16 protein-coding genes are annotated in these 16,289 nt (G+C 62.5%); 6 read left to right on the top strand and 10 right to left on the bottom strand.

Translation table 11 applies throughout. From position 1 onward, the window contains the following. Positions 1-266 precede the first annotated feature (266 nt). Genes dsbG through dsbD form a run of 3 tightly spaced genes read right to left on the bottom strand, consistent with a single transcriptional unit; the run spans position 267 to position 3,582 of the window. A complete protein-coding gene (dsbG, locus tag HDC32_RS08390) occupies positions 267-1,028 on the bottom strand; it encodes a thiol:disulfide interchange protein DsbG (RefSeq protein ID WP_184743513.1) in 762 nt (253 codons plus the stop codon). Continuing rightward, positions 1,004-1,855: a TlpA disulfide reductase family protein gene (locus HDC32_RS08385; protein ID WP_131700349.1), complete on the bottom strand. Its 852-nt coding sequence runs from the start codon at positions 1,853-1,855 to the stop codon at positions 1,004-1,006. The genes dsbG and HDC32_RS08385 overlap by 25 nt, the downstream gene beginning before the upstream one ends. Beyond that, complete coding sequence (gene dsbD / locus HDC32_RS08380) at positions 1,855-3,582, bottom strand: protein-disulfide reductase DsbD (protein ID WP_131700350.1); 1,728 nt, start codon at positions 3,580-3,582, stop codon at positions 1,855-1,857. Before dsbD ends, HDC32_RS08385 begins: the two co-directional genes overlap by 1 nt. A 176-nt stretch (positions 3,583-3,758) precedes the next feature. Here dsbD and HDC32_RS08375 point away from each other — a divergent pair, with 176 nt between their 5' ends. The 5 genes from HDC32_RS08375 (at position 3,759) to HDC32_RS08355 (ending at position 8,497) form a co-directional block, all read left to right on the top strand. Continuing rightward, positions 3,759-4,439, top strand: a complete 681-nt coding sequence (locus tag HDC32_RS08375; RefSeq protein WP_065927228.1) for a response regulator — start codon at positions 3,759-3,761, stop codon at positions 4,437-4,439. Then, complete coding sequence (locus HDC32_RS08370) at positions 4,436-5,758, top strand: ATP-binding protein (protein WP_184743510.1); 1,323 nt, start codon at positions 4,436-4,438, stop codon at positions 5,756-5,758. Before HDC32_RS08375 ends, HDC32_RS08370 begins: the two co-directional genes overlap by 4 nt. 123 nt (positions 5,759-5,881) lie before the next feature. Then, the gene (locus HDC32_RS08365; RefSeq protein ID WP_184743507.1) at positions 5,882-6,649 is read left to right on the top strand and encodes an N-acetylmuramoyl-L-alanine amidase; all 768 of its coding nucleotides are present in this window, start codon (positions 5,882-5,884) and stop codon (positions 6,647-6,649) included. A gap of 149 nt (positions 6,650-6,798) precedes the next feature. Beyond that, positions 6,799-8,193 carry an aspartate aminotransferase family protein gene (locus HDC32_RS08360; protein ID WP_184743504.1) on the top strand — a complete coding sequence of 465 codons (1,395 nt, stop codon included), beginning with the start codon at positions 6,799-6,801 and terminating at the stop codon, positions 8,191-8,193. 82 nt (positions 8,194-8,275) lie between these two features. Then, on the top strand, positions 8,276-8,497 hold the full coding sequence (locus HDC32_RS08355) for an MbtH family protein (RefSeq protein ID WP_184743501.1): 222 nt from the start codon (positions 8,276-8,278) through the stop codon (positions 8,495-8,497). A gap of 93 nt (positions 8,498-8,590) precedes the next feature. Here the strand turns inward: HDC32_RS08355 and HDC32_RS08350 are convergent, their stop codons facing one another. The 7 genes from HDC32_RS08350 to minC all read right to left on the bottom strand — a co-directional run bounded on the left by HDC32_RS08350 (position 8,591) and on the right by minC (position 15,229). Then, positions 8,591-10,756 (bottom strand): mechanosensitive ion channel family protein, encoded by a 2,166-nt coding sequence (locus HDC32_RS08350; protein ID WP_145336509.1) that lies wholly within the window; start codon positions 10,754-10,756, stop codon positions 8,591-8,593. A 52-nt stretch (positions 10,757-10,808) separates the two neighbouring features. Then, complete coding sequence (locus HDC32_RS08345; RefSeq protein ID WP_010208820.1) at positions 10,809-10,985, bottom strand: hypothetical protein; 177 nt, start codon at positions 10,983-10,985, stop codon at positions 10,809-10,811. A gap of 126 nt (positions 10,986-11,111) precedes the next feature. Further along, positions 11,112-12,401, bottom strand: coding sequence for a M18 family aminopeptidase (locus tag HDC32_RS08340; protein ID WP_184743498.1), 1,290 nt, complete (start codon positions 12,399-12,401; stop codon positions 11,112-11,114). Between the two features lie 86 nt (positions 12,402-12,487). Then, positions 12,488-13,123, bottom strand: coding sequence for an RluA family pseudouridine synthase (locus HDC32_RS08335; RefSeq protein WP_027603908.1), 636 nt, complete (start codon positions 13,121-13,123; stop codon positions 12,488-12,490). A gap of 96 nt (positions 13,124-13,219) precedes the next feature. Next, positions 13,220-13,474, bottom strand: a complete 255-nt coding sequence (minE, locus tag HDC32_RS08330) for a cell division topological specificity factor MinE (RefSeq protein WP_003175252.1) — start codon at positions 13,472-13,474, stop codon at positions 13,220-13,222. Between the two features lie 3 nt (positions 13,475-13,477). After that, on the bottom strand, positions 13,478-14,290 hold the full coding sequence (minD, locus tag HDC32_RS08325) for a septum site-determining protein MinD (protein ID WP_092486440.1): 813 nt from the start codon (positions 14,288-14,290) through the stop codon (positions 13,478-13,480). Between the two features lie 201 nt (positions 14,291-14,491). Beyond that, complete coding sequence (minC, locus tag HDC32_RS08320; RefSeq protein WP_131700405.1) at positions 14,492-15,229, bottom strand: septum site-determining protein MinC; 738 nt, start codon at positions 15,227-15,229, stop codon at positions 14,492-14,494. Positions 15,230-15,348: 119 nt separating this feature from the next. Here minC and HDC32_RS08315 point away from each other — a divergent pair, with 119 nt between their 5' ends. After that, a complete protein-coding gene (locus HDC32_RS08315) occupies positions 15,349-16,284 on the top strand; it encodes a lipid A biosynthesis lauroyl acyltransferase (protein WP_131700356.1) in 936 nt (311 codons plus the stop codon). Positions 16,285-16,289: the final 5 nt, after the last annotated feature.

The following is a 16,289-nucleotide window of genomic DNA, read 5'->3' as shown; positions in this document are numbered from 1 at the left end:
TCGTTCGGGCATACCGAGCCTAGGCGAGGTACCGAGTGGTGGGGCAAGAGCCCTTTGGTTACTTTGGGGCTTTTCCAAAGTGACCCGCCGTAAGGGCGTAACCCATAGCCGCCGTGACCGCAGTAACGGATATGTACTCACCCAAACCCCAAAAAGCGGTCGGCCCGAAGGCCGCCACGGAAACAAGCTCCCTCACCACAAAGAGATTTTTCAGCCTGAAAGTTGTGTAGATACCCATGCCCCGATGGCGTCAGACCAGGCGCCGCTTACTTCGGCCCCATAATCTTCACCAACTTATCCGGCGACGGCGCCCCTTGCTGTTGCTGCAACCCGCCCTTGTCATCCAGATAGAAAATCGCCGGCGTCGCCGACAGTTCCAGCTCATCCATCAACTTCATATTGGCATCGAGCTTGGCTTCGATATCCGCCGGGATCTTGGCCAGCGCCTGCAATTTGCTGCTCTTGCCGGCAGCTTCGTGTTCTTCCAGGGCTTTTTGCGGGTCTTGGGCGGCGAACAGGGCGGCCGACTTGGCGGCGCTGTCTTCGCGGATGATGCCGACCATGATGTGGCGCAGTTGGACCTTGCCGGCTTTTACCCATGGCCGCGCCTGTTCCCAGAACATGTTGCAGTACGGGCAGTTGGGGTCGCTGAACAGGTAGACGATGCGCGGCGCGTTTTTGTCGCCGTCTTGGATCCAGCTGCTTTTTTCCATCTTGGCCCAGACTTCCTTGGCCATCGGCGCGTACACCAGTTTTTCCAGGGGCGCGCTGCTCAGGTCATTGCCTTGGGCGTCGTACAGGTTGCCGGCGATTACGCTCTTGCCGTCGGCGGTCAGGTACAGGGCCATGCCGCGGTTCTGGTATTGCGCGGCGTAGCCGGTGAGGCCGCTGGGGGCGTCGAACTTGCCGAGGATTTTGGCGCCTTTGGCTTCGATCTGTTTGATCGGTGCCGGCCAGTCTTCGGCCTGGGCCAGGGTGGCCGCCAGTGTCAGCGGCAGCAGGGTCAGCAGGTGGCGGAGGCGAGGCATGTCGGTTTCCTTGTGGCGGCAGGGGCGGTGTCGAAGGGTTCCATGGCGCGGGCCAGGCTGGCCTGGGACAACTCGCCCAGATGGCTGTTGATCAGGCGTCCGTCGGCTTGGTAGAACAGCGTGGTGGGCAGGGCCATGGAGCCCACTGCCTGGCCGAGGCGGCCGCTGGCGTCGAACAATACGTTGTCCAGGTTCAGGCCCTGGGTGGCCAGGTAGGTGCTGACGCTTTGCATGCTCTCGGCCTGGTTGACGAACAGGAAGGTCACATCCGGGCGCATGCGCTGGGCACTTTCCAGCACCGGCATTTCACGGCGGCACGGCGGGCACCAGGTGGCCCACAGGTTGATCACCAGCGGACCGCCCTGGTAATCCGCCAGTTGCACGACCTCGCCATTGGCGTTGCGCAAGGTGATGTCCGGCAGGCGTGTGCCTTTTTCATACACGCTCAAGGACAGGCTGGTCATGCCCCAGAACACCAGCCCGGTGATGACCCCGGCGCTCAGCGGCTTGCGCAGCGCCGGGCGACGCCAGCCATAGAGCAGTGCACCGAGGATCAGCGCGACGATACCGGGCCAGGCGAGAAAACCGCCGTCGCGCAGGTCGACCATCTGCAGCCAGTCGTTGCTGTAGTAGCTCCAGTACATCAGTACAAAGCTGACGCGCGCCGCCAGCATGCCCAGCAGGAACAGGCTGAACAGCACCGATTCCGGATTCTCACCGCCACGCTTGGCCACGCGCCAACCCACCAGGGTGGCGAGAATCAACGCGCTGATCAGCAGGATGTGATTCAGGGCGATGGCGAAGGTGCCGATGGTCAGGGTCAGCATCAGAGGGCGTCCCGGGCTTGAGTCCAGCGTTGCAGGAAGGCGGCGGCATCCACTTCGCCGGTGATTCGCTGGGCGCGGCGTTCCTCACCGTCTGGGCCGATCCACACGAAGCTGGGCGGCCCCGGCACTTGGTAGCGGCCCAGCAGTGCGCGGCTGGCGGCATTGTCGGCGGTGACGTCGAGGCGCAGCAGGCGTACATCCTTCAGCGCGTCGAGCACTTCGGGCTTGCCGAACACCTGTTTCTCCATGATCTTGCACGACACGCACCAGTCGGCGTAGTAATCCACCAGCACCCATTGGCCCTGGGCCTTGGCGCTGTCGAGCTGGCTTTGCAGCACGGCGGGGTCATTGAGGGTCATGAAGGCTTCGTGGGCGGTGGGGGCGGCAGTGGTCCGCGAGCCGCTGTAGACCTTCAACGGTTGCCACAGGTCATCGCTGCCACCCGCGGCACCCACCAGCAGCAGGCCGCCCCACAACCCCACGACCACGGAACCGGCGCCGAACAGCATGGCAACCCGCCCGAAATCCTGGGCCAGGCGCCAGCCGCAATAGGCCACGGAGATGGCCAGCGCGCCCCACAAGCCGAGCCACAGGCTTTCGTCGATCACCGGGCGAATCATCAGCACGGCGGTGGCCAGGAACAGGAAGCCGAAGATGCCCTTGAGCACATTCATCCAGGTGCCCGGCTTGGGCAGGAAACGGTTGCCCACGGTGACCAGCAACAGCAGCGGCACGCCAATGCCGATGCCCATGGCGAACAGGATCAGGCCGCCATGCAGGGCATTGCCGCTCTGGGCGATATAGAGCAGTGCACCGGCCAGGGGGGCCGTCATGCAAGGCCCCACCAGCAGGCCGGAGAGGGCGCCGAGCACCCCGGCGCCGACCAGGCTGCCGCCGCTTTGGTTGCGGCTGACGTTATCCAGGCGGTCACGCAAGGCCACGGGCAGTTGCAGTTCAAAAAAGCCGAACATCGGCAGGGCGAGGATCACAAACAACGCGGCGAAACTGCCGAGGATCCATGGGGTTTGCAGCAGCGCGGCGAGGTTGCTGCCAAGCAACGCGGCCAATACGCCCAGTGCGGCATACACCAGCGCCATGCACACCACATAGCTGCTGGCCAGGGCAAAGCCGCGACGTGGGCTGGCGCCACTGCCCACCACCAGGCCGGCGAGAATCGGCAGCATCGGCAACGAACACGGTGCAAATGCCAACAGCAGGCCCAGGCCAAAGAACACCAGCAGGCTCCAGCCCAGGCTGCGCTGCTGCAAGCCGCTGGCCAGGCTCTGGTCCTGGGCTTGGGCGGTCGCGGCGACGGCCGGGTTGCCGCCCAGGTCCACGGTGATCGACTGCGGCGGATAGCACAGGCCCGCATCGGCGCAGCCCTGCCAGCCCAGCTTGACCTGGCCGGTGGTACCGGCGGGAATCTTCACTTCCAGGCCCTGGCGATACACTTCCTGCTCGCCAAAGAACTCATCGCTATGGGCTTCGCCCTGGGGCAGCGCGGGTTTTTCGGCCAGGCCATCGAACTTCATGCGCTGCTTGTACAGGTAATAACCGTCGGCAATCTGCCAATACAGCTGGGTCTCGCCACTTTCAAGACGTTCGGAGGTAAAGGTGAAAGCCTTGCCCACCGGGAGGAAATCGGGTTTGGTCTCAAACGGATTGCCCGGCGCGGCCTGGGCGAACCCTGCGAATAACACCAGCAGAAAGGTAAACAGATGCCGCATGGTCAAGCCTTAGTTCGATGCAAGTGAGGCACACAATGTGTGGCGTTGATTAACCGATGATTAACCGGGCGCTATTCTAAAGTGTAGGGAATATCTGAGCTTGCATCTTTTCACGGCATAATCTGCGCTTAATCCGCTGCACTTTTAATCACCCCATCTTTCATGAAGGGTTCACCATGCACGTACTGGTCTGTGAAGACGACGAACTGATCGCCAGCGGCATCGTGGCCGGCCTCGGTGCCCAGGGCTTTACAGTCGAGCGCGTGGCCACGGCGGCGGCTGCACGGGCGATGCTCAAGGCGGCGACCTTCGACATTATGGTGCTCGACCTCGGCCTGCCCGACGAAGACGGCCTCAAGCTGCTGCAGCAACTGCGCAGCCAGGGCCTGGAGATTCCGGTGCTGATCCTCACCGCGCGGGATTCGGTGACCAACCGCGTCGACGGCCTGCAAGCCGGTGCCGATGACTACCTGCTCAAACCCTTCGACCTGCGCGAATTGGCCGCACGCCTGCAAACCCTGTTGCGCCGGATGGCGGGGCGCAGTGTCAACCTGATCGAGCACGGCCGGTTGACCTACGACCCGAGCAGCCGCGAAACCCTGCTGGGGGGCCAGCCGGTGGACCTGTCCCGGCGTGAACAGGCGCTGTTGCAGGCCTTGCTGCATAACAAAGGTCGGGTGCTGTCCAGCGAACAACTCAAGGACAGCGTCTACGGCTTCAACGATGAATTGGAAAGCAACGCCCTCAACGTGCATATCCATCACCTGCGGCGCAAATTGGGCAACGGCATCGTCGAGACCGTGCGCGGCCTGGGTTATCGCCTCGGCCCGGCAGATGATGGAGAGAATGCTTCGTGAAAAGCCTGCGCCTGCGCCTGACGTTCAAGCTCGGCGCCGCGTTTGTGCTGATCTGGGCCCTGGCGGCGGCCTGGATGCTCAACGACCTGCGCAACCAGATGATGTTCTCCCTCGACCAGCGTTTGGTGGCATCGGCGCGCATGGTGGCGGGCCTGACCGAGCAGATGCCGGGCCTGGCCAGTGTGAGCGGCGGCGCGCATTTCAGTGCCGAGCAACTCAATGTACCGGGGGGTATGGCGTGCCAGGTCAGCTCCTTGCGCGGGGAAATCCTCGCCCGCAGCCATACCACGCCGGATGAGGGCCTGGAGTCGCGCAAGAGCGGCTTTCGTGACCAGGTCATCGACGGTGTGGGCTGGCGCAGTTTTACCCTGTCCCGTGGCGACCTGTTGATCACCACCGCCGACCGTCAGGTGGAGCGCGAGGCCCTGAACCTGTCGATCCTGCTCGCCGCCTCGGTGCCGGTGGGCGTGGCAATGCTTGGTTGCCTGTGCCTGTTGTGGCTGGGCATCGGCCAGAGCCTGCTGCCGCTCAACCGCATGCGTGACGCGCTGATGCGCCGCAGTGCCGACTCCCTCGAACCGTTGCAGATCCACCCGCTGCCCAGTGAACTCAAGCCGCTGCTCGACACCCAGAACCAACTGTTGCAACGCATCGCCAAGACCATCGAACGCGAACGCCGCCTCACCGGTGACGCTGCCCACGAGTTGCGCAGCCCGTTGACGGCGATCAAGACCCACCTGCAAGTGGCGCGTATGACCGAAGGCGCGGCCCGCGACCAGTCCCTGGCCCATGCCGAGGAGGGCGCCGACCGCTTGCATCGCACCCTGGAGCAATTGCTGCTGTTGGCGCGAGTGGAAGGCAGCCTGTCGTTCGACGATGGCTTGCAGTCCAGCGCCGAGGAAGTGGCGCGGCTGGCGATCCAGGACGCGAATGCCGGCGACAATGCGCGTATCGACCTGAACCTGGCGGACAACCTCAGCGAAACCCCGGTGGACATGCCGGTGGGCCTGGCGGTCGCGGCCCTGCGCAACCTGCTGGACAACGCCCTGCGCCACACGCCCGCAGACACACGAGTGGAACTCAGTGTGTTCACCGCCACCGATCAAGTGATCTTCCGCGTGCGCGACCACGGCAAGCAGATTTCCCCCGAAGACCTGCAATACCTCACCCAACGTTTCTGGCGCAATGGCAACAGCGAGGGCTGTGGCCTGGGCCTGGCGATCGTGCAGGCGATCGTGCAGCGCTGTTCCTGCTCGTTGACGTTCGACAGCCAGGTGGATGGCCTGCGCGTCGAGCTGGGTATGCCGTTGCGACGCTGACCGCATTTTCTCATGTGCCAAATAGTTACCGCCCGCTTGAAGTTCAACCCTTCAGGATGGCGGTAATTTTTTTGCGCTTGAACGGGCCGAAAGACTCGGCCTGTATTGAAAAGGACGGTTCTTATGTTGGTCATCGATACCAGTTTCCCAGCCAGGGATTTCAACGAACGTCACGGTGAACCCGTGCGGCAGGTGATCCTGCATTACACCGCGGCGCCTTTCGCCTCCTCCTTGCGCACCCTGACCCGGAACGGGGTCAGCGCTCATTACCTGCTGCCTGATCCCGATGAGCCCGGCTACCGTGCCGCCGGGTATGACGAGTTGCGCGTGTTTCGCCTGGTGCACGAAAACCAGCGCGCCTGGCATGCCGGAGCGAGTTATTGGGCCGGGCGCGATAACCTCAACAGTCGGGCGATCGGCATCGAAATCGTCAACCTGGCCCGGGATGACGGGGGCGTATTCACCTTTCCAGCGTACTGCCAGGAGCAGGTGGCGGTGTTGATTGCGTTGCTTCGCGACATCCTTGGGCGTTATCCGCAGATCGGCCCGGCCGATATTCTCGGGCATTCCGACGTGGCGTACTGGCGCAAGAGCGATCCGGGGCCGCGCCTGCCGTGGCGCGGTTTGTTCGAGGCGGGAGTGGGAGCGTGGTTCGATGAGTCGACGCGGGCCATGTACCAGCGCCGGTTCTGTGTCGGGTTGCCGCCTGAAGTGGAGGTGGAACGGGCATTTCAGCGCTATGGCTATAAGCCGGCGCAGAATCGCCAGGCGTTCGAGCAGCGTACCCGGGCGTTTCAGATGCACTTTCGGGCGCGGGATTATTCTGGCGTGCTGGATGCAGAGACCTGCGCGATCCTGTATGCCTTGAATGAAAAATACCGCGGACTTTGATCTCATCCATCAGTCAACAATCACTGCCCCCTAAATCCTCTTATCGCTGGTGCGTTTCCAGAACAGGAAATCCGTGCGCATGCCCTTGGGCCAGACGCCAACGGATCGGCAGTTTGGTCACCATTATCCGCGTATTGAGGGATCGAGAGATGTCAGTCGCTACCAGCCGTATCGAAGATACCCAGGTGCATGAAACGCTTTATCAGTTCGACGAAAGCCCGCTGCTGGCCCGCCAGCGCCAGCAGGAATCCAACGCCCGCAGTTACCCACGGCGCATCCCCCTGGCGCTCAAGCGCGCCAAGGGGATCTACGTGGAAGATGTGGAAGGCCGCAGCTTCATCGACTGCCTGGCCGGCGCCGGCACCCTGGCGTTGGGGCACAACCACCCGGTCGTGATCCAAGCCATCCAGCAAGTGCTGAGCGACGAATTGCCGTTGCACACCCTGGACCTGACCACGCCGGTCAAGGACCAGTTCGTGCAGGACCTGTTCGGCCTGCTGCCGGCGGAGTTGGCGCGGGAAGCCAGGATCCAGTTCTGCGGCCCCACCGGTACCGACGCGGTGGAAGCGGCATTGAAACTGGTGCGCACTGCCACGGGCCGCAGCACGGTGCTGTCGTTCCAGGGCGGTTATCACGGCATGAGCCAGGGCGCGTTGAGCCTGATGGGCAGCCTGGGGCCGAAAAAACCCTTGGGCGCCTTGCTCGGCAATGGCGTGCAGTTTTTGCCATTTCCTTACGACTACCGGTGCCCGTTCGGTCTGGGCGGTGCAGAAGGCGTGCGGGTCAACCTGCATTACCTGGAAAACCTGCTCAACGATCCGGAAGCCGGGGTACTGCTGCCGGCGGCGGTGATTGTCGAAGTGGTGCAGGGCGAGGGCGGGGTGATCCCGGCCGATCTCGACTGGCTGCGCGGCCTGCGGCGCATCACCGAGCAGGCGGGTGTGGCCTTGATCGTCGATGAGATCCAGAGCGGTTTCGGCCGTACCGGCAAGATGTTTGCCTTCGAACACGCCGGCATCATTCCGGATGTGGTGGTGATGTCCAAGGCCATCGGCGGCAGCCTGCCGTTGGCGGTGGTGGTGTATCGCGACTGGCTCGACACCTGGCTGCCGGGCGCGCATGCCGGGACGTTCCGTGGCAATCAGATGGCGATGGCGGCCGGTTCGGCGGTGATGCGCTACCTCAAGGAGCACGACCTGGCCGGCCATGCGACAGCCATGGGCGAGCGCCTGGGCGAACACCTGCGCATCCTGCAGCGTGACTACCCGCACCTGGGGGATATTCGCGGGCGCGGGCTGATGCTCGGCGTGGAACTGGTGGACCCGGACGGCGCCCTGGATATTCAGGGCCACCCGCCGGTGCATCGCCAGCTGGCGCCGCTGGTACAGCGCGAATGCCTCAAGCGCGGCTTGATCCTCGAGCTGGGAGGGCGGCATGGCAGCGTGGTGCGCTTCCTGCCGCCACTGGTGATCACCGCCGCAGAAATCGACCGCGTGGCCGAGATCTTCGGGCGCGCGCTGGCGGCAGCCGTCGCCAGCCTCTAATTTTTTCGCGTGTTGGTACGTTTCTACAGATATCAGCGCTGCGCGTGGTGCGCAGCCCGCCTTTGAACGATGGAGAACAGCAATGACCTCAGTATTCGACCGCGACGACGTCCTGTTTCAGGTAGTGGTCAACCATGAAGAACAGTATTCCATTTGGCCCGACTACAAGGCCGTGCCGGAAGGCTGGCGCACCGTGGGCAAGAGCGGCTTGAAGAAAGAGTGCCTGGCCTACATCGAAGAAACCTGGACCGATATGCGCCCGTTGAGCCTGCGCCAGAAGATGGACGGCGCTGCACTGGCCTGACGCAAAACCTGCAGTAGGCCGGCCTGTTGTGGTGGGCGGGCCTGTTGTGGCAAGCCCGCTCGCCACAACAAGCTCATCACATTCGTCATGACCTTACGCGTTCTTGCCCTTCTCCAATCCCCCCGCAGCCCCCGTCACCACCTGCACACTCAAGCGCGGCGTGGCCAGGTCCAGCCCGGCTTCATCCAGATGCCGTTTCAGTGACAAGTTGAACGCCCGCGACACTTCCCACTGCTTGATCGGCGCCGTTTTGAACCGCGCGCGCAGGATCGCGCTGCCGGATTCGAAGCTTTCCACGCCCTGGATCTCCAGCGGCGACCAGATATTGCGGCGTTGCAGCGGGTCGTTGCGCATCTTCTGACCGACATCGCGCATCAGCTTGATCGCGTCGTCGATTTCCATGTTGTAGGGGATTGCCACCCGGAAGATCGCGTAGCCGAACTCCCGCGAGTAGTTCTTGATGCTCTTGATCTCGCTGAACGGGATGGTGTGCACGATGCCGTCAATGTCGCGCAGGCGCACGGTGCGGATGGTCAGGCCTTCGACGGTGCCGAGGTGGCCGCCGACGTCCACGTAGTCATCAATCGCCAGGGAGTCTTCGATGATGATGAACAGGCCGGTGATCAAGTCGGCCACCAGCGACTGTGCGCCAAAACCGATAGCCAGGCCGATCACACCGGCACCGGCCAGCAGTGGCGTGACGTTCATGCCCATGTTCGCCAGGGCGACGATGGCGGCGATGATAAAGATGGTGACGAACAGCACGTTGCGGATCAACGGCATCATCGTCTGCGCACGTGCATTGGCCAGGCCTTTGCGCGAGCGGGTCAGGGCGTGATGGATCGCGGTGTCGCTGAGGATCCAGATCAGCCAGGCAAATAGCAGCGTGCCGCCCAGGCCAAACAGCTTGACGCTGATTTCATGGCCATCGCCTTCGGTAAAGCGAATCAGCGACAGGCCCCACACCCGCAGCCCCAGTTCGATAAACACCAGCCACACCACCAGGTGGGCGAGGGTGTAGACGAAGCTTTTCAGGCGCTCGGAGTACAGCGCATGGCGCTTGTGCCCACGTTGCGGCTTGAGCGCATGGCGACGCACCAGGCCGTTGATCACCATGCACAACACCAGCAACACGGTGCACAACAGCGACTGGCGCAGGGCGGTGCTGGTGTCGCCGGCGGAGACGAAGGTGGCGAACAGCGAGATACCCACCAACAGCAGGGCCGGGATGTACCAGAAGGTGCCGATGATCTCGATCGTGTCGCTGAGGGCGCGGCGGGTCAGGCGGCGCGACAGTGGCTGGTTGCGGATCAGGTGGGCGATCGGCCGCCGGAAACGCAGGATAAACACGCCGGTGGACAGTGCGGCCATCACATTGGCGACCGTGGCCGCCGTGTGGGCCAGGTGCTGGCCGAGCGCGGTTACCAAGCGTGGATCACTCAAGGCTTCACCAAAGGCGGCAAAGCTGCCGATCCACCACAGCGGGCGGAACGCCTGACGGCGCAGGATATATAGGGCGCGATGGCGGTGCGGGCCGTCAAGCACGGAGAAGGCAATCACACAGATTGCCGAGAAACAGGTACCGACCACCAAGGCGTAAGCCAGCACCATTGCCAGGGATTTGCCCAGGGACGAGGGCAGCGCGTAGCTCAGGTACACCGTGATCACCAGCGCGATCAGCCAGGGCCCCAGCTTACGCAGGGCGAAGCGCAGCATGTCCCAGGTACGCGGGTGTTGCGGCAACTCCTCGGGCAGGCCGAAGCGCTCGCGTACCCGGTGGCTCAGCCAGATCAACATGGCGGCAAGCAGGCTCCACACGGCGAGGATCATGGCAAAGCCGAAAATGATCGGCAGCCATTCGCTGGCCGGCAGCATCAACGCGCTGAGTTCATCCTTGGCCAGGTCGATTTCATTCGACCAGCGCCCCAGCGGGCTGTCGGCGCCGGAGAACTGCTGCTCCAGGCCCGACAGCGTGCTGCCGATCAGCCCGAGAACGCCTTGTTCGGCGGCGGGCTGGGCTTTCTGGGTGGCGGCCCGCAGCTTCTTCAAGTCGCTCAGCAACTGGGTGCGCTGCTGGTCGTTTTCCAGGGTCTTGATCACCTCGTCCAGCGACTGCCCCAGCGGCACTTCGGCGTGGGGTTGGGTCTTGTTGGTGCTGAGCAGCCCGGGCAAGCCCACCGCTTGGGCGGGCGAGAGCGGCAGCAGCGTGAGCAGGGCGATCAGGAAACAGCAGGGCAGGGCAAACAGACGGGAAAGCACGAGGCGGTCAACCTTGAAAACGACGGGTTGAGCGAGTGTACGAGTGCAATCGTCATTCGGCCAGTTTGGCGAGGATCTTGTACACCACGGTGCCCAGGATCAGCAGCATACCGATCCACATGCCGAATACGCCCAGGGGCTTGTCGCGGAAGTTGAAGCCGACGGCGAGCATGATCATGCCGATCAGAATAGGGATAAGCATGGCGTGGAAAGAGGACATGGAGATCATGGGACGACGGCCTTGTCGGATTGGGAATACTGACAAGTCTAGGTCGGATTGCAGAAGGTGGCGTTGATATGTGTCAGGTTGGATTTCCTGTAGGCGCTGGCAAGCCAGCGCCTACAGGAGGTTTGATCAGGGCAGGTCGTGGCTGGCGTAGAACGCGCCCAACACCCTCACCAAATGCGCCAGGTCATGGCTGCCGCACAGTTCACGAATGGAGTGCATGGCAAACGTCGGCAAACCGATGTCCACCGTACGCACACCCAGGTGGCTGGCAGTGATCGGGCCGATGGTTGAGCCGCAGCCCATGTCGCTGCGCACCACAAAGCTCTGCACCGGCACTTCTTCGGCCATGCACAGGTGGCGGAAGAACCCGGCGGTTTCGCTGTTGGTGGCGTAGCGCTGGTTGCTGTTGACCTTGATCACCGGGCCGGCATTGAGCTTGGGGCCGTGGTTGGCGTCGTGCTTGTCGGCATAATTCGGGTGTACGCCGTGGGCATTGTCCGCCGACACCAGCAAGGATTTCTGGATGGTGCGTACGAATTCATCACCTTCGGGCAGCAGGCGACGCAGGGTCTGTTCCAGCATCGGGCCATCGGCACCGCAGGCCGAGCAGGAACCGACTTCCTCGTGGTCGTTGCACACCAGCACGCAGGTTTCGTCGCTCTCGCTGGTGAGCAGGGCTTGCAGACCGGCGTAGCACGACAGCAGGTTGTCGAGGCGTGCGCCGGCGATGAAGTCGCCATTGAGGCCGATCACGGCGGCGCCCTGGGTGTCGTAGAAGCTCAACTCGTAGTCGAGTACCACATCGGCGTTGAGCCCATGCTCCCGTGCAAGCTGCTCGGTGAGCACGGCACGGAAGTCCACGCGCTCATCACCGGCAAATTGCGCGAGGATCGGCGGCAACTCGGTCTGGGCATTGATCGCCCAGCCCTGGTTGGCTTCACGGTTCAGGTGAATGGCCAGGTTGGGGATGATGGCGATGGGCAGCTTGAAGTCGATCAGCTGGCTTTCGACCTTGCCGTCACGGCGGAAGGTGACGCGGCCGGCCAAGGACAGGTCGCGGTCGAACCACGGCGCCAGCAGCGCGCCGCCGTAGACTTCCACGCCCAGTTGCCAGAAACCCTGGCGCTGCAGCTCAGGCTGGGGCTTGACCCGCAGGCACGGGCTGTCGGTATGGGCGCCGACCAGGCGAATCCCGCCTTGCAGCGGCGAGTGGCGGCCGAGCTTGAAGGCGATGATCGAGGAGTCGTTGCGGGTCACGTAGTAGCGACCGTTGGCTTCGGTGGCCCAGGTCTCGCGCTCGTCGAGGCGCTGGAAACCGGCCGCTTCCAGGCGCTGGGCCAGGGCGGCTGTGGCATGAAAAGGAGTAGGGGAGGCCTTGAGGAAATCGATCAGGCCTTGATTCAACGCTTCGCGCATAAATAGCTCCAGACAGCAATGCGCGGAGTTTACCGTTCGAGGGCGAGAAGTGCACCGCCCCTCCCACATTTACTGTATTTACAGCTTTAGAACGGTGCAGGGCACTCAAAGCGCAAGCGCTCGCCGCTTTGCGGGTGAGTGAAGCTCAGCATGCTCGCATGCAGGCACAGGCGCGGCCACGCAGCCAGGGCCTGTTCGTGGGCATACAAACCATCACCCAGCAACGGATGGCCGATGGATAGCATGTGCACACGCAACTGGTGCGAGCGCCCGGTGATCGGCGTCAGCTCGACGCGGCACCAGTCGCCACAGCGTTCCAGCACTTTCCAGAAGGTCAGCGCGTGCTTGCCGAACTCGTGGTCCACCACATGACGCGGCTTGGTCGGCGGGTCATAGCGCAAGGGTAGGTCGATGCTGCCGCTGTCCAGTTCCGGCTGGCCCCAGGCCAAAGCGGTGTAGGCCTTTTCGGTTTCGCGGTCGTGAAACTGGCGGGACAGTTCGCGATGGGTATCGGCGTCCCGGGCCAGCAGGATGATCCCCGAGGTTTCCCAGTCCAGGCGATGGACGATGCGGGCTTCGGGGTAGCCGTTTTCCTGCAGGCGGGTGATCAGGCAGTCCTTGTTGTCATCGGCGCGGCCAGGCACCGAGAGCAGCAGGGTCGGTTTGTTCACCACCAGGACAGCGTCGTCCTGATGCAGGATATGAATAGTGGACAGCGGCATTAAACAGCCTCGTAACAAACGCCAACGGCGGCTCGACCACCCGGTTCCCGCAAAGGGATCAAGGTGACCGAGCCGCCGTGGCGGCCGCCTGTTCGATCAACGATCAGGCAGGGTGATATTGAGTTCCAGAATCGAGCAGCTGCCGTCGTTTTCAAGGGCGACATGCACGTCATCGTTGCCGATATTGACGTACTTGCGGATCACCTCGACCAGTTCCTTCTGCAAGGCTGGCAGGTAATCCGGGGTGCTGCGTTGGCCGCGTTCGTGCGCCACGATGATCTGTAGACGCTCTTTCGCGACCGACGCGGTGCTTGGCTTTTTGTTGGCGCGAAAGAAGTCGAGAAATTTCATTGTTTAGTTGCCTCCAAAGATACGCTCGAAGAATCCCTTCTTCTTTACATCGAGGAAGCGATGTTCCACGGACTTGCCCAGCAAACGATCGACAGCATCGCTGTACGCCTGGCCGGCGTCGCTCTGGTCGTCGAGAATCACCGGCACGCCCTGGTTGGAAGCCTTCAAGACTGCCTGGGATTCCGGGATCACACCCAGCAGGGTCACGGCGAGGATGTCCTTGACGTCTTCAACACCGAGCATTTCGCCATTGCTAACGCGCTCAGGGTTGTAGCGGGTGAGCAGCAGGTGCTCCTTGATCGGGTCTTCACCTTTCTCGGCGCGCTGGGACTTGCTGGCCAACAGGCCGAGCATGCGGTCCGAGTCACGTACCGAAGACACTTCCGGGTTGGTCACGACGATGGCTTCATCGGCGAAGTACATCGCCAGGTGAGCACCGGTTTCGATACCTGCCGGCGAGTCGCACACTACGTACTCGAAGGTTTCCTTCAGTTCAGCGAGAACCTTGCCTACGCCTTCTTTAGTCAGCGCATCTTTGTCGCGGGTCTGGCTGGCGGCCAGTACATACAGGTTTTCAAGACGCTTGTCCTTGATCAGGGCCTGTTGCAGGTTGGCTTCACCGTTCACCACGTTGACGAAGTCGTACACCACGCGGCGTTCGCAGCCCATGATCAGGTCGAGGTTACGCAAACCGACGTCGAAGTCGACGATGACTGTTTTGTGGCCGCGCAGTGCGAGGCCGGTACCGATAGCGGCGCTGGTGGTGGTCTTACCCACACCACCCTTGCCGGATGTAACCACGAGAATCTTGGCCAAGGTGTTTCACCCCTAAGGAAAAAGGACCTTTCAGTCCCTGAAAAACATCTCTTGGAACTCGCTGCAGGCGGACAGCCCTTGTAGGAAAAAGATGTGGTTTCCGTAGGGGAAACGCCAGCTTTCAATCATTCCTACACAAGTATTGCCGGTTTCGCTGTGCTATCAGAGTCTAGAGATGCTTGGAAAATGCGGCAGTATCCGTTAAAGACGGATGATGTTCAACACATCGCCCGACAGGCTGACTTGCACTGCGGCGCCCCACAGCGGATCACGGCGCAAATCTTCTGAAACCTTGTACTGGCCCGCGATGGACACCAGCTCGGCGGTCAATTGCTGGCAAAAAATGCGGGCCTTGGTATCACCCTTTATGCCGGCGAGGGCTCGGCCGCGCATCGGGCCGTATACATGGATGTTGCCATCGGCGAGAAGTTCCGCGCCGGGACTGACCGAGGCGATCACCACCAGGTCGCCGCCCTGGGCGTAAATCTGCTGCCCACCGCGTACGGGCGCAGTGATTATCTTTGTAGGCTTGATCGTCGGTTCCGGTGGTTTTTCCGGTTTTTTCGTCACCTCTCCGACCAAAGGTTCAAGCGGACGCTCACGGGCGCCGGAGGGCGGCAGTACTGGCAGTTCAATTGCGATGGCTGCGGCAATGTCTTCGATACGGCTGGCGCGAATCGCCAGGGTCCGCAGGCCATGGGAGCGGCACACGCGCATCAGGCCGGGCAGATCGATAGCGCCTTGGCCGGCCGGCAGTTTGTCCAGGGCCAGTACCAGCGGGGCGTTGTTGAAGAAATTCGGCGCCAGGGCAACCTTGGCGGCGAGTTGGCGGTCCAGGGCGTCAAGGTCGTTGCGGGCCAGTTCCAGCACGGTGATGGCGAGCATGCTGCCTTTCAGCTGGAACACGGGATCTTGGTCTAGCGGTTCGGTTTGGCTCATGGTCGGCAAAAAGCGGCTTGTCACGAAAAGTGTCGAGACTTATAACGAGAACACTCACTGGCCGCAAGCCGAGTCGAACCGTTGTAGAATGCGCGGCCCTGTCTTTCCCGGAATCTGTAATGGATCGCCCGCGTTTTCGAGCTGCATTTTTTCACCCGCGTTTTTGGCTGTTATGGCTGGGACTCGGCCTGCTGTGGCTGGTTACCCAACTGCCGTACCGCGTGCTGCTGACCATTGGTCGCCTGCTGGGTGCGGGCATGTACCGTGTGGCCGGCGAACGCCGCCGCATCGCCGCGCGAAACCTGGAACTGTGTTTCCCGGAAAAATCCGCCAAAGAGCGCAAGCGCCTGCTCAAGGAGAACTTTGCCTCCACCGGCATCGCCTTCTTTGAAATGGCCATGAGCTGGTGGTGGTCGCGCCAGCGCCTGGCGCGCCTGGCCCACGTCGAAGGCCTCGAACACCTCAAGCAGGCCCAACTGGACGGCAAGGGCGTGATCCTCATGGCCCTGCACTTCACCACCCTGGAAATCGGCGCTGCCTTGCTGGGGCAGAAGCACACCATCGATGGCATGTACCGCGAGCACGGTAACCCGCTGTTCGACTATATCCAGCGCCGTGGCCGTGAGCGGCATAACTTCGATTCCCTGGCGGTCGAGCGCGAAGACGTGCGTGGCATGCTCAAGCTGCTGCGCGCCGGCCGCGCCATCTGGTATGCACCGGACCAGGACTACGGCGCCAAGCAAAGTATCTTTGTGCCGCTGTTCGGCATCCAGGCCGCTACCGTGCCTGCTACCAGCAAGTTCGCCAAACTGGGCAAGGCGCTGGTGGTGCCGTTCACCCAGGAGCGCCTGGCGGACGGCAGCGGTTACCGCCTGGTGATCCACCCACCGTTGACCGACTTCCCGGGGGAAAGTGATGAGGTGGACTGCCTGCGCATCAACCAATGGGTCGAAGCCTCGGTGCGCGAGTGCCCCGAGCAATACCTGTGGACCCACCGCCGCTTCAAGAGCCGTCCACCGGGCGAGCCCAAGCTGTACGAAAAACGCCGTCGCTGATAGCG

Source organism: Pseudomonas sp. JAI120 (assembly GCF_014207255.1).
Classification (GTDB): Bacteria; Pseudomonadota; Gammaproteobacteria; order Pseudomonadales; family Pseudomonadaceae; genus Aquipseudomonas.
This window is presented reverse-complemented; position numbering and strand designations above follow the sequence as displayed.

Coding starts and splice junctions, on each gene's coding strand:
- HDC32_RS08315 (WP_131700356.1), top strand. CDS start 15,349: ATGGATCGCCCGCGTTTTCGAGCTGCATTTTTTCACCCGCGTTTTTGG.
- dsbD (WP_131700350.1), bottom strand. CDS start 3,582: ATGCGGCATCTGTTTACCTTTCTGCTGGTGTTATTCGCAGGGTTCGCC.
- HDC32_RS08375 (WP_065927228.1), top strand. CDS start 3,759: ATGCACGTACTGGTCTGTGAAGACGACGAACTGATCGCCAGCGGCATC.
- dsbG (WP_184743513.1), bottom strand. CDS start 1,028: ATGCCTCGCCTCCGCCACCTGCTGACCCTGCTGCCGCTGACACTGGCG.
- HDC32_RS08345 (WP_010208820.1), bottom strand. CDS start 10,985: ATGATCTCCATGTCCTCTTTCCACGCCATGCTTATCCCTATTCTGATC.
- HDC32_RS08360 (WP_184743504.1), top strand. CDS start 6,799: ATGTCAGTCGCTACCAGCCGTATCGAAGATACCCAGGTGCATGAAACG.
- minE (WP_003175252.1), bottom strand. CDS start 13,474: ATGAAATTTCTCGACTTCTTTCGCGCCAACAAAAAGCCAAGCACCGCG.
- HDC32_RS08340 (WP_184743498.1), bottom strand. CDS start 12,401: ATGCGCGAAGCGTTGAATCAAGGCCTGATCGATTTCCTCAAGGCCTCC.
- HDC32_RS08335 (WP_027603908.1), bottom strand. CDS start 13,123: ATGCCGCTGTCCACTATTCATATCCTGCATCAGGACGACGCTGTCCTG.
- HDC32_RS08365 (WP_184743507.1), top strand. CDS start 5,882: ATGTTGGTCATCGATACCAGTTTCCCAGCCAGGGATTTCAACGAACGT.
- HDC32_RS08385 (WP_131700349.1), bottom strand. CDS start 1,855: ATGCTGACCCTGACCATCGGCACCTTCGCCATCGCCCTGAATCACATC.
- HDC32_RS08355 (WP_184743501.1), top strand. CDS start 8,276: ATGACCTCAGTATTCGACCGCGACGACGTCCTGTTTCAGGTAGTGGTC.
- minC (WP_131700405.1), bottom strand. CDS start 15,229: ATGAGCCAAACCGAACCGCTAGACCAAGATCCCGTGTTCCAGCTGAAA.